Source organism: Synechococcus sp. WC10meta (assembly GCF_047461475.1).
In genome coordinates, this window is sequence record NZ_JANSHF010000011.1 from 2,501 (window position 1) to 15,135 (window position 12,635).

General features: G+C 59.3%; 7 protein-coding genes, 2 rRNA genes and 1 pseudogene (1 of these 10 cut by a window edge). 4 read left to right on the forward strand and 6 right to left on the reverse strand.

The genetic code is table 11. The features are described 5' to 3' along the window. Together NW804_RS07020 and rrf are read left to right on the forward strand one after the other, a co-directional pair. Positions 1-2,395, forward strand: a 23S ribosomal RNA gene (locus NW804_RS07020) (it extends 415 nt beyond the left edge of the window). Positions 2,396-2,439: 44 nt separating this feature from the next. Then, a 5S ribosomal RNA gene (gene rrf, locus NW804_RS07025) occupies positions 2,440-2,557 on the forward strand. A 1,011-nt stretch (positions 2,558-3,568) separates the two neighbouring features. Here the strand turns inward: rrf and nrdR are convergent. Next, positions 3,569-4,090, reverse strand: a complete 522-nt coding sequence (nrdR, locus tag NW804_RS07030) for a transcriptional regulator NrdR (RefSeq protein ID WP_414423189.1) — start codon at positions 4,088-4,090, stop codon at positions 3,569-3,571. An 86-nt stretch (positions 4,091-4,176) separates the two neighbouring features. Then, a complete protein-coding gene (locus NW804_RS07035) occupies positions 4,177-5,718 on the reverse strand; it encodes a cryptochrome/photolyase family protein (RefSeq protein ID WP_414423190.1) in 1,542 nt (513 codons plus the stop codon). Between the two features lie 138 nt (positions 5,719-5,856). On the opposite strand from NW804_RS07035, the pseudogene NW804_RS07040 reads away from it, so the two are divergent. After that, a pseudogene (locus tag NW804_RS07040) lies at positions 5,857-6,423 on the forward strand (phospholipid carrier-dependent glycosyltransferase); the annotation flags it as partial. A gap of 1,624 nt (positions 6,424-8,047) precedes the next feature. On the opposite strand, the gene NW804_RS07045 reads toward NW804_RS07040, so the two are convergent. The 4 genes from NW804_RS07045 to rimP all read right to left on the reverse strand — a co-directional run bounded on the left by NW804_RS07045 (position 8,048) and on the right by rimP (position 11,821). Next, entirely contained in the window at positions 8,048-9,076 is a 1,029-nt protein-coding gene (locus NW804_RS07045; protein WP_414423191.1) for a LysR substrate-binding domain-containing protein, read from the reverse strand. Positions 9,077-9,207: 131 nt separating this feature from the next. Beyond that, positions 9,208-9,855 (reverse strand): flavin prenyltransferase UbiX, encoded by a 648-nt coding sequence (locus tag NW804_RS07050; protein ID WP_414396604.1) that lies wholly within the window; start codon positions 9,853-9,855, stop codon positions 9,208-9,210. A 63-nt stretch (positions 9,856-9,918) separates the two neighbouring features. After that, positions 9,919-11,286 carry a transcription termination factor NusA gene (gene nusA, locus NW804_RS07055; RefSeq protein WP_414396601.1) on the reverse strand — a complete coding sequence of 456 codons (1,368 nt, stop codon included), beginning with the start codon at positions 11,284-11,286 and terminating at the stop codon, positions 9,919-9,921. A gap of 61 nt (positions 11,287-11,347) precedes the next feature. Next, entirely contained in the window at positions 11,348-11,821 is a 474-nt protein-coding gene (rimP, locus tag NW804_RS07060; RefSeq protein WP_414396598.1) for a ribosome maturation factor RimP, read from the reverse strand. Between the two features lie 301 nt (positions 11,822-12,122). Between rimP and NW804_RS07065 the strand changes: the two genes are divergently transcribed. Next, positions 12,123-12,626 (forward strand): TIGR02652 family protein, encoded by a 504-nt coding sequence (locus tag NW804_RS07065; protein WP_414406149.1) that lies wholly within the window; start codon positions 12,123-12,125, stop codon positions 12,624-12,626. The last annotated feature ends 9 nt before the right edge of the window (positions 12,627-12,635 follow it).

Genomic DNA, 12,635 nt, shown 5'->3' on the forward strand with positions numbered 1-12,635 from the left:
GGGACAGGGGAAATCCCGTGTGAATCGGCGAGAACCATCTCGCAAGGCTAAATACTCCTGTGTGACCGATAGTGAACCAGTACCGTGAGGGAAAGGTGAAAAGAACCCCGGGAGGGGAGTGAAAGAGAGCATGAAACCGTGTGCCTACAAGCAGTGGGAGCCCGATTGAACGGGTGACCGCGTGCCTGTTGAAGAATGAGCCAGCGAGTTACAGTGTGCGGCAGGTTAAGGCGGGAATGCCGGAGCCAGAGGGAAACCGAGTCTGAAGAGGGCGCTAAGTCGCACGCTGTAGACCCGAACCTGGGTGATCTAACCATGGCCAGGCTGAAGCTTGGGTAAAGCCAAGTGGAGGGCCGAACCGGTTGATGTTGAAAAATCATCGGATGAGCTGTGGTTAGGGGTGAAATGCCAATCGAACCCAGAGCTAGCTGGTTCTCCCCGAAATGCGTTGAGGCGCAGCGTCGACAGGTACCTGGTGGGGTAGAGCCACTGAATCGGTAAGGGCGGCGAAAGCCGTACCGAACCGAACCAAACTCCGAATACGCCAGGGTTAGTCGGCAGTGAGACGGTGGGGGATAAGCTCCATCGTCGAGAGGGGAACAGCCCAGACCACCAACTAAGGCCCCCAAGTCATCGCTCAGTGGTTAAGGAGGTGGGGGTGCGAAGACAACCAGGAGGTTGGCTTAGAAGCAGCCATCCTTTAAACAGTGCGTAACAGCTGACTGGTCAAGCGCCCCTGCGCCGAAAATGAACGGGACTAAGCGGTGCGCCGAAGTTGTGGATTAGATGGTAGGGGAGCGTTCCGCGCTAGGGTGAAGCGGCAGCGCAAGCAGCCGTGGACGAGGCGGAAGTGAGAATGCTGGCTTGAGTAGCGCAAACATTGGTGAGAATCCAATGCCCCGAAAACCCAAGGGTTCCCCCGGAAGGTTCGTCCGCGGGGGGTTAGTCGGGACCTAAGGCGAGGCCGAAAGGCGTAGTCGATGGACACAGGGTTGATATTCCCTGACTGGCAACTGGAGCCGAAGAGGGACGCACGAGAGCTAGCCACACCCTGACTGGATTGGGAGGGGTCTACGGACCCCGCGTGGTGAAGGGTAGTGCCAAGAAAAGCTCGTAGGCGATGAAGGTTGTCACCCGTACCCGAAACCGACACAGGTGGGTGGGTAGAGGATACCCAGGGGCGCGAGATAACCCTCTCTAAGGAACTCGGCAAAATGACCCCGTAACTTCGGGAGAAGGGGTGCCAGCGCGAGCTGGCCGCAGCGAAAGGGCCCAAGCAACTGTTTACCAAAAACACAGGTCTCTGCTAAGTCGTAAGACGACGTATAGGGGCTGACGCCTGCCCAGTGCCGGAAGGTCAAGGAAGCTGGTTAGCGCAAGCGAAGCTGGCGACCGAAGCCCCGGTGAACGGCGGCCGTAACTATAACGGTCCTAAGGTAGCGAAATTCCTTGTCGGGTAAGTTCCGACCCGCACGAAAGGCGTAATGACTTGGGCGCTGTCTCGGAGAGGGACTCGGCGAAATAGACTTGTCTGTGAAGATGCGGACTACCTGCACCTGGACAGAAAGACCCTATGAAGCTTTACTGTAGCCTGGAATTGGGTTCGGGCCTTGCCTGCGCAGGATAGGTGGGAGACAAAGAAGTACCCCTTGCGGGGGGTATGGAGTCGCCGGTGAGATACCACTCTGGCAAGGCTAGAATTCTAACTTTCTGCCCGGAAGCGGGGGAAAGGACAGTTTCAGGTGGGCAGTTTGACTGGGGCGGTCGCCTCCTAAAGGGTAACGGAGGCGTGCAAAGGTTCCCTCAGGCTGGTTGGAAATCAGCCGTTGAGTGCAAAGGCATAAGGGAGCTTGACTGCAAGACCTACAAGTCGAGCAGGGACGAAAGTCGGCCTTAGTGATCCGACGGCGCTGAGTGGAAGGGCCGTCGCTCAACGGATAAAAGTTACTCTAGGGATAACAGGCTGATCTCCCCCAAGAGTTCACATCGACGGGGAGGTTTGGCACCTCGATGTCGGCTCATCGCAACCTGGGGCGGTAGTACGTCCCAAGGGTTGGGCTGTTCGCCCATTAAAGCGGTACGTGAGCTGGGTTCAGAACGTCGTGAGACAGTTCGGTCCATATCCGGTGCAGGCGCAAGAGGATTGAGAGGAGCTCTCCCTAGTACGAGAGGACCGGGAGGGACGCACCGCTGGTGTACCAGTTATCGTGCCAACGGTAGACGCTGGGTAGCCATGTGCGGAGTGGATAACCGCTGAAAGCATCTAAGTGGGAAGCCCACCTCAAGATGAGTCCTCTGTTAAGGTCCCGGGAAGACGACCCGGTAGATAGGCTCTAGGTGGAAGTGCAGTAATGCATGCAGCCGAGGAGTCCTAACAGACCGTCTGCTTGACCTAGTCCTCCTGCCGTCTCTTGCTGTGCAGCTTTCAGGGTGTGGGGGTCTGGTGCCCATGGCGATGTGGAACCACGCCGACTCCATCCCGAACTCGGACGTGAAACGCATCAGCGGCGAACCTACTGGAGGGGTGACCCTCCGGAAAAATAGCTCGGTGCCAGACTCCACCACGCCCCCTCTCACCAAAAAGGGGCTGCTATTCCTGCTTGTTACTAGGGGCCTGCCGACGGTGCTTGAGGAGAGGGGGAACTGCTATGCAAGAAGGGTTGCACTGCTACGAATCCTAGTCCAAAAGAGCCAGCCACTAAGACGATAGCTGCTGCTATCCAAAGTAGGGGGGATCCTTGGGAGCCATGGTGCTGCTTCTGCATACGCTGGTAGGCTTCGCTGGGATAGAGAGCTGGATTCCCCCTGTTCTGCATTAGCTCCTCTAGAGAAGGAAATTGGTACTTAGCCTGGGGCGAAGGGGGCGCGGCAGGGGTTTCATGAGGAGGGCAGGTGGGAACAGCGGAGAAGTGGGCTTGGTGAAGCGACTCAGAAGGGGGCCCAGTTAAGCTCAAGGTAGGAGAGTAGCCATTGCTGGAGAAGGGTGAAGCTTCGCTGCAGGCTTGGCGCTGCTTAAGGCGATTGAGAAAGTCGTAGGGCGAGGAGGTTGGGTTATCCCTTCGCCAGGACGCTGTAGTAGCTTCTCTTTCGGAAGCAGCAGCTTGTTGACTTGAGTCAGCAAGCCGCAGGTTAAGTTGCTGCAGGCGCTTTAGGATCTGGCCCACGTGTCCCTGAATTTCTTGCTCGAGGGCGGCAATTTCTCCAGACAACTGCTGATGCAGGGTGCGCAAGCGCTGATTTTCCAAGGAGAGGCGGCTTACCTGTTGACGGGCAGACTCCAGCTCTTCGGCCACTTGTTGATGTACCCGGAGCGGCACTGTCCCAGGCCTAGGCTCAGTTTCCAGGGCCTCGGGAGAGGGAAAGCTGTTGCTGCTAGGAGCTACAGAGAGGCTGGAAGCCCGAAAGTTGTGTTGCATAAGACCTACACTGTGAAGTCTGGATCTTCTAAGGGTAGTGCTAAACGCCGCCTACCCCCGCCTGCCTAGCGCTAGGCCTAGGGCAAGCAGCGACTGCTACCCCAAGCATAGCGCCAAGCTTTGCGAATGGGAGCCCCTGGAGAGCATTTTCTCTACTTTGTGCTCCCTTCTGAAGCAAGGGAGTCCTGGAGGAGGCGCTCTAAATCCTGGCGCGACGGTCGTTCCAACTGCTCTAACTGTTCCAACTCGTGAGCAAAGTCTTTGATGTCTCGAAACCGACGATACACAGAGGCAAAGCGCAGGTAGGCCACCTCACTCAAGTGCCGCAGGCGCTCCAAAACCATCTCGCCAATGCGGAGGGTGGTTACTTCCTGCACATCTTCTAATTGGAGCTTCTCTTCGATCTCGTCGACCAGCTCTTCCATTTGCTTAAGGGTCACGGGGGTTTTCTCACAGGCGCGCATCACCCCCTGTAAGATCTTGTTGCGGTTAAAACTCTCCCGGGATCCATCCCGTTTAATGACCATGATGGGCATGAATTCGATGCGCTCATAGGTGGTGAAGCGATAGCCACAGGACATGCATTCCCGCCGCCGCCGCACGCTTTGGCCACCTTCTGCCGAACGGGACTCCAAAACACGGATTTCTTGCTTGCCGCAGCGGGGACATTTCATGACGTGGGCTCCTTAGAACCAAGTAGCACGCGAAAAAGGGTCTCCAATTCTAGTGAATACCAAACAGCAGGCCCAGGGAGTTGCCCCTAGGCATTGGACGTGGACTCCCACCAAGCAGCGGCTTGCGCTTGGATTTGGGCTTTGATCCCTGGCTGCAGGCGATCCAGGTGGGCTAGTACCCATTTCATCCTTCCCAGAGGAAGCAAGAGAGAACGATGGCGCAACAGGAAATCCCAGTAGAAGGTATTGAAGGGACAGGCCCGTTCGCCAACCTTCTCGCTGGGATTGTAGCGGCAGCGGCGGCAGTAGTCACTCATTTTGCAAATGTACTGGGCAGAAGCGGCGTAGGGCTTGGTGGAAAGCATGCCGCCGTCGGCAAAAAGGCCCATGCCGATGACGTTGGGCTGCATCACCCAGTCGTAGCTGTCGATGAAGACATCGTGAAACCAGGCTTCTACAGCTTGGGGCTGGATGCCGGCAATGAGCGAGAAATTGCTGAGTACCATCAGCCGCTGGATGTGATGGGCGTAGCCGTGGCGACGAATCTGGCCGAGGGTGTGCCGCAGACAGGCCATGTCGGTTTCGCCCGTCCAGAAGAACTGGGGCAGGGGGCGGTGGTGGCCGAAGAAGTTCTTCTGGGCATAGCCGTTGGGCATTTGGTATTCGTAGAAGCCGCGCAGGTATTCTCGCCAGCCCAGGATCTGGCGGATGAAGCCTTCGGCCGAAGGGAGGGGGATCCCGCCGCGATGGTAGGCCTGCTCGGCAGCAGCGATGACTTCGTGGGGGGTGAGAAGTCCTAGGTTGAGGTAGGGCGAAAGGAGGGAGTGGTAGAGGAAGTCTTCCCCGGCTTGCATGGCGTCCTGCCAAGGACCAAAATAAGGCAGGCGGTGTTGAATGAAGTCCTCAAGCACCTGCAAGGCTTGGGTGCGAGTAACAGCCCAGCCAAAGCCTTCCAGGGATCCGAAGTGGTGGCCGTAACGTCGCCGCACTTTCTCCATCACCGCCTGAGTGATGGCATCGGGGGGAAATGTCAAAGGGGGAGGGTAGCGCCGGCCAGGCTGGGGAGGCTGGCGGTTTTCCCGGTCGTAATTCCAGCGCCCGCCGAGGGGCTGGGAGCCGTCCATCAGAATGCGGAAGCGTTTGCGCCCTTGACGGTAGAAGTCCTCTAGGAGGAGGCGCTTGCGGCCTAGGGCCCAGTCGATAAATTGGCGAGCTGTCCATAGGAAGTGGTTGTTTTCTAGGACTAGGAGCGGGCAGGGGAGGACGGATCTTAGCTTTCCCACCTCCTCGCGGACGGGGATGTCGGCGGGCTGCATGAGGCGGATTTGTTGCAACCGGTTTTGCCTGGCCCAGGCTTGTAGAGGCTCGGCATAGCCCTCGGCTTCCACATAGGTGACGGGGTGGCCGCGCTGCTGCAATTCCTGGGCAAAGTGGCGCATGGCCGACCAGACCAGGACCAGCTTTTGCTGGTGATGGTTGCGGGAGCTGGCCCAGGCGTGGGATTCGATGAAAAGAACGGGAACGCGGTGGGGGGGTAGATCCGAGAGAGAGGCAAGGGCAGCTTGCTGCGGGTGGAGCTGATCGGGGAGGATCCAGACGCCTGTGGGACTAGAGGGTGGAACGGTCATGGGGAGGTGGGTATTGTCTAAGGGCAGCCCAAGTTGAGTGTAGCGTCGGGAATCAGGGCCAAGGCAATGGAGAGGGCATCCAGTTGGCTAGCGGAACCGGGGGGGATCCCTTTGCTCACGGCCTGGGCCGGACTGGGGATGGCGGCGCTGCTGCTGCTGCTGGTTTGGAACTGGAGTGATCCCCTGCCACCGGCCTGGGATGAGGCGCAGCACCTGTTGCAGGCGCAGGCATTTGGGGAGCACCTGCGGCGGTTTCGCTGGGAAGGGCTGTGGTGGCAGCAGTTTTTGCACTTGAACCAGCGCTACCCGCCTTTGGCCTATTGGCTGGGGATCCCGTTGGCAGCTCTGCACCCCTTTAGCCGAGCAGACGGGCAGTTGCTCAATTTGGCGTTGTTGGGGATCCTGACCCTGGCAACCCAGCGCCTGGGCCAGCGGATCTACCACTCCCAAGAAGTGGGCTGGCTAGCAGCAGCGCTGCTGGTGCTTTACCCAGGGATCGCGGCCCTGGCCCATGTGTACATGTTGGAGCTGCCGCTGGTGGTGGCGGTGACGTTGGCTTTTTGGGCGCTCTGGGCCTATGGGGAGGAGCCCTCCTGGTGGGGGGCGGTGGGGGTGGGGGCAGGGGTGGCGGCGGTGCTGCTGACCAAGTGGACAGGGGTGCTGTTTTTGCTACCGCCCCTGCTGGCTGTTCTGCTGGGGGTGAGGATCCCTTGGCTGGTGCGGCTGGCCCACCTGACCCTGGGGATGGGGGTCATGCTGCTCTTGTGCTGGCCCTGGTATGGAGCCAACTGGCTGTTTGTACTCAGCAACGGCTGGGCTTATGCCGAGACTGCCCACTACTACCTCACCTGCCCAGCGGGATCCCTGTGCTGGTGGACGGCCTATTTGCGCTTTTTGCCCCTGCAAACGAGCCCTTGGCTATGCCCCTTGCCGCTGCTTTCGCTCTGGGGATCCCCAAGCCGGCGGGAGGCTCTCCTCTGGGGCCTCTACAGCTCGGGCTACTTGATCTACACGCTGGTGGCCATCAAGGATGTGCGCTTTACGCTGCCGCTGTTGCCCCTGCTAGCTCTCCTCTCGGCGGGTGGGCTGGACAAAGTCTGGCGCTGGCTGGGGGAACGCTGGGGGCAAAAGGCGTTGCGCCAGGGAGTTGGCATAAGCCTAGCTCTGGGATCCCTGGCCCTCCTTAACCTGGGGCAGCCCCTCACTCCCGGCGTGGCTCCTCTCTGGAAAGGGATCCAAATGCGCTGGCATGGGCAGCACCCCCAGCAGGAGCTGACGAGATGGATTGGATCCCTGGTGCAGCCAGGCTTGACCACCACCCTAGGTGTCCTCCCCAACACCGAGTTGATTTCCTCCGAGACGCTCAGCTACCTGGCAGCTTTGCAGCGCTGGCCAATTACCTTCCGTAGTGCCGGGCAAACTCCCTGGCCGGAGGTGGAGCTGGCGCTCTTGGATGGGTTTGTGGACGCGCCAGGGGAGCAGGGAATTGTCGGCCCCTACGGTCCAGCCAAGGAGCAAATCCGGCAACTCCTAGACAAGAGTCCCGACTGGCAGCGGCAGCAGTTCGATCTGCCAGCGGTGGGCCGGCTGTACACCTACTTCCCCACCAAGCCCAGGGTTGTGCTGCAAGAGTTGCCCGCTCCGGCGGAGGAGGTGGAGCTGCTGCAGCTCGAAGGAAGAACCCAAGCCTGGCGGCTGCAGTGGCAGGGGCCGGCTCAGGACTTGGCCCAAACCCTTGTCTGGGCGCGACTGGAAGATCCCCAGGGGCAGGTCTTGGCCAAGCGGGCCTGGGTGGTTGGCCAAAACCGCCTGCTGCTCTACGCCCCCGGCAGTTGGCAGGTGGAGGAGATCTTGGCCTGGCCAGAGCTAGCAACAAAAGAAGGAATCCTCCACCTGGAGTGGCAATCCCCCCAAGGAAGGCGCCGGTCTTTCAGTCAGGCTTGGAAGGGATCCCGCGGCGGGAAAGGGGGATCCCCTATTTCCCCCCCAGGAGATCCCCTCTTTCTCCTACGACAGGCGGCCAAGGCGGCTGTGCAGGGAGATCTCGAGGCCCTCTCCCTTTACCTCAACGCCTGGACAACGTTGCAATATCCAACTTTTCTCACCGATCCGGACCGAGCTTTGATCCGCCAACTGCTAGAGGGAGAACGACACTGGGCAGCCGCCCAGGGCCAGCGGGAAAAGCAGATCCAAAGCCACTACGAGCTGGCGTTGCTGGAGGTGGCTCTGTTGCGGCCGCAAGCAGCCCAGCAGCATTTTGAACAAATTGTCAAGTTGAATCCTGAAGACAACTGGGCACGGGCCTACTTGGCGTTTTTACGGGTCTTTTTTACCCGTGATTTCCAGGGCCTCCAGGGGCTGCGGCAAGAGCTGGTAAATGCTTTTCATCCTCTCTGCCAGAAAGCTGATCTGGATTGGAATTTAGAGGGGATCTGTGCTGCTCTTTTGCAAGAAAATCCAGCTCCATCTGAGAAACCTGAGATAGCAGGAAATCAGCAAAAGCCTTAGCCACAAGCGAAAGGCGCTTGGAGCGCAAATAGACCAGATACCAAAACCCCTGGATGGGAAACTCCTCCACATCCAAAATGGCCAAATGCTGTTGCCACCCCCCTAGAGCCAACACATGCTGGGACAAAACCGAAATGCCTAACCCGCCGATAATGCCCTGGCGAATGGCTTCGCTGCTGCCTATCTCCATGCGAATGTTGAGCTTTAAGTTGTGCTTGTCAAAGAGCCGCTCCACCGCCATGCGGGTGCCAGAACCGGGCTCGCGGGCCAAGAAGGGCTCTTGGGCAATGCGGGCCAAGGGGATCCGCTTTTGGCCTACCAAAGGATGGTGAATGGGGGCCATCACCACCAAGGGATTTTCCAGGAAAGGCTGGGCTACCACATCCAGATCCTCTGGCGGCATCCCCATCACGTAGAGGTCGTCCATGTTGTTACTCAGCCGCTCCAGAACTTGCTGCCGGTTTAGCACCTTCAGGGACACGTCGATACCGGGATACTGCTGACAAAACGCCCCCAGCAGGCGAGGAATAAAGTACTTGGCAGTGGTGACGACCCCAATGCTCAGCCGCCCCTGTTTTAGTCCCTTCAGGTCAGCGAGGGTCATCTCCAATTGATTCAACTGCTCAAAGATTTTCTGGCAAGTCTGGTAAAGAGCCTGGCCGGCTTCTGTAAGGTAGAGCCGCTTGCCGACCTGCTCAAACAGGGGCAGCCCCACGGCTTTGCTGAGCTGCTTGATCTGCATCGAAATCGTAGGCTGGGTCAAGTACAACTCCTCAGCAGCGCGGGTAAAGCTGAGGTGACGGGCGGCAACCTCGAAGATTTGTAACTGGTGCAGCGTGAGCGTCTTCATGTTAATCAGAGGGTGCAATGACTTGCTCTTGAATCATAAGCCAGGATCTATGTCTCCACGGGGCCAGCCCAGGGAAAGAAAACCAACCGCCAAAAAACGCGGCCGGGAGGCCCTCGCCTTGGCTACGGGGTTTACTCCTCAGAGGACAACTTGAGGATCTGGCGCTGACGCATCCCTTGCCAGCGCTGGATGAGGTGGCTGTCGATGCCAAATTGATCCAAGGCCTTCACCACCACAAAATCCACCAGATCTAGGATGGTGCGGGGTTGGTGGTACCAGGCCGGAATGGCGGGGACAATGCGCGCCCCTGCCTCTGCCAAGGTGGTCAGGTTGCGTAGGTGAATGAGGCTAAAGGGGGTTTCCCGGGGCACGATGACCAGGCGGCGGCCTTCCTTGAGCTGCACATCGGCAGCCCGCTCTAGCAGATCCGAACTCAAGCCGGCAGCCAGCTTGGCCACCGTGCCCATACTGCAAGGGATCACCAACATCCCCTGGGTGCGGTAGGAGCCGCTGGCAATGGCCGCCCCTAGGTCTTGCCAGCGGTAACAGACTAGGGATCCGCCCTCGCTTTCAGCCTGCTGTCGCCAAAACTGGGCCTGCTGCTGGGGATCCGCCGGCAAGGGCACTCCCTGCTCCCCCTGCCACACCTGGTAGGCCGCTTTAGAGACCACGACTTCGACGCGGTAATCCAGGCTAAGCAGAACGTGCAGGGCGCGCACGGCATAAAGCATCCCGGAGGCGCCCGATATGCCCAGGATGATTGGTGGGGAGGAGTTCAAGGGTAAGTGAGGAGAAGCTTCTATCGCTTCTATCTAATTTATCGACTGGCCAGACCCACCGCTCTAGGCCTTGGGCTGAGCAATGTCAAACTCGGCATCGTAGTCGAAGTCCTCCTCTTCCTCAACCCATTCTTCCTCCAGCCTCTCGTCTGCTTCCAGCTCCTCCTCCAGGCGGAGCTTCTCCGGGTACTCCTCTTCCAGTTGCAGAGCAGCCTGCTTTTCCCGCCGCCGGAAGCGTTCTAAGGCAGCTGGCGTGATGAAGGGATAGGGCAGTCCTTGGGCCTGCGCCTCCTCGAGCGCCGCTCGGTAGCTCTCCACTTCTTTGATGTCGATTTTCCAGCCAGTAAGGCGGGCAGCTAGACGGACATTTTGTCCCTCTTTGCCAATGGCTAGACTAAGTTGGTCACTGGTAACCAGGACATGGGCTTGTTGGATCTCTGGATCCACCAGCCGCACCTCCACCACCTTAGCTGGGCTGAGGGCGTTGGCAATGTAGGTGGCCGGATCCGGCGACCAGCGAATAACGTCAATTTTCTCGTTGCGCAGCTCCGCCACTACGGCCTGGATGCGGGATCCCTTTGCCCCAATGCAGGCCCCCACTGGATCCACATCCCGCTCTAGGGTATCGACGGCAATCTTGGTGCGCGGTCCCACGTTGCGGGAAGGTGGGTTGGCTTCTCGGGCCACAGCCACGATGCGCACGATGTCCTCTTCAATCTCCGGCACCTCATTGGCAAATAGGTTGACCACTAGGCCAGCATCAGCCCGGGAAACCAAAAGCTGGGGCCCCCGCCGGGATCCCTCGTGGACTTTTTTGAGGTAGACCTTCATCACCGCGTTGGGGACGTAGCGGTCGCTGGCCAGCTGCTCCTCCTTGGGCAGCGCAGCCTCCACCTCGGGCCGACCAAAACCGCTGGATACGGCCATGATCACGGTCTGCCCCTCCGTGCGCAGCACCCGTGCCTGCAACACGGTCTTTTCCAGGTCGCGAAACTCCTCCTGGATGAGGCGGCGCTGCTGGTCGCGCAACCTCTGGGCCAGCACCTGCTTGGTTTGGATAGCTGCCATGCGGCCAAACTCCGCCTGTTGGGGGGTGACGTCGTTGGTGACTTCCCAGCCAACTTCGGCTTCGGGGTAATCCTGCTGAACCTCGTACAGCGAGATCTCGTGATCCGGGTCCCGTACCTGCTCAACGATGGTTTTGGTGGCTAGAATGCGGAAGCCCCCTGCCTCCACATCCAGTTCCACCTCAAAGTTGCGGAAGTGGTCTTCTGGGAAAACGACGTCTCGCTGGATGGTTTTGCGGTAGCGCTCGTAGCCTTTGAGCAGCGCCTCTCGCAAGGCTTCAGTAACCACATGGCGGGGCAAGTTGCGCTCCCGCGAGATCATCTCCACCATTTCTGCCAAACCTGGCAGAGGTACCATTGCCATAGCCTATCCTCCTGAGGAAACTGGCAACTGGAATCCTAAAGGGGAAAAGCAGGGGCTACAGCTACTCGGCTTCGGCCTCGGAAAGGACAACCCGCTGCACTGAGGCGCGGGGCAACTGAACGCGCCGCCCTTTGAGGGAGAGGATAACTTTCTCCTCATCGCGACCCAACAGATGCCCTGACCAGACGGCTTTGCCCTTGTAGGGGGGATCCACCGTCACCTCCACTGCAAACCCTTTAAAGACGGTGAAGTCACGGTCGCTGATGAGAAGGTTGCTGATGCCGGGGCTAGAGACCTCCAGAACATAGTGCCCAGGGATGAGATCCACCCGATCCAGCTCTACTTCCAGGGCTTGGCTCATGGCTTCGCAGTCGGCATGGCTGGTTTCCCGCTCTGGATCCAAGGGGCGGATATCTACCCGCAGCACCGGCGGATACTGGTTGGTGTGGAAGGCTATTTGAACCAGTTGGTACCCCAGCCGAGCAGCCACAGGACGGGCCAAGCTCTCCAGCTGGGGGATAAGGGGGTGAACCATAGCCAATATCGCCAACTCGGTGGAATAGCCAGAGCCCAGCCCATCGAGCCAGAGCTGGCAGCAGGGGCATCTTCCCTCTGAAAAAGCAAAAAAGTGGGCGTTACCCACTCCCCCTTCTTATCGCGGAGGCTCTGCGGGATCCACCTGCAGCCTCAAGGGAGATCGCCCAGGCTTTTCCCTACATCAATTCTAAAGGATTCCGGCGGATTTTGCCAGAGGGATCCCTGAGGCCAGATCCGCAAAAGGCAACCTCTATAATTGTGGACAGCCGCCGATTTGCCCAGGCACGCAGGGGTTTCCTATGACCGTTGCCTTTTCCTATCCCATTTTCGGCCCCAGCATTCCCTGCCCCCACTGTCGGCAGACCATTGCAGCCCTCACCCTGACCGATACCTATCTTTGCCCTCGTCACGGCGCCTTTGAGGCGGATCCCGAGCAGGAGGAGCTGGTTCACCTGCAGTCGGGGCGCCGCTGGCGTCTCTGGGAAGGCCGCTGGTATCGCCAACACACCCACCCCGATGGGATCCGCTTTGAGATCCACGAGGAGCTGGATCGCCTGCGCCTGCAGGGGATGCGGGCCACCCAGATTATCGTTGCCGAGCGCTATCGCCCCTTGCTCACCCCCTACCTAGACCAGGGATCCTCGCGTCGCCCTGGCCCCCCCCGCCTCTATGGTTTGCCGGTCAGCTTCAGCTCTCAGCTCCCCGAAGGTGCGGGCGGATCCCCCCAGCGCTGGCGAGTGATTAACTTTGAGCTCATCTGCGAGCCAGATCCGGTTGTGCGGCAGCTGCAGCTCTGTGACTGAGGCGTAGCG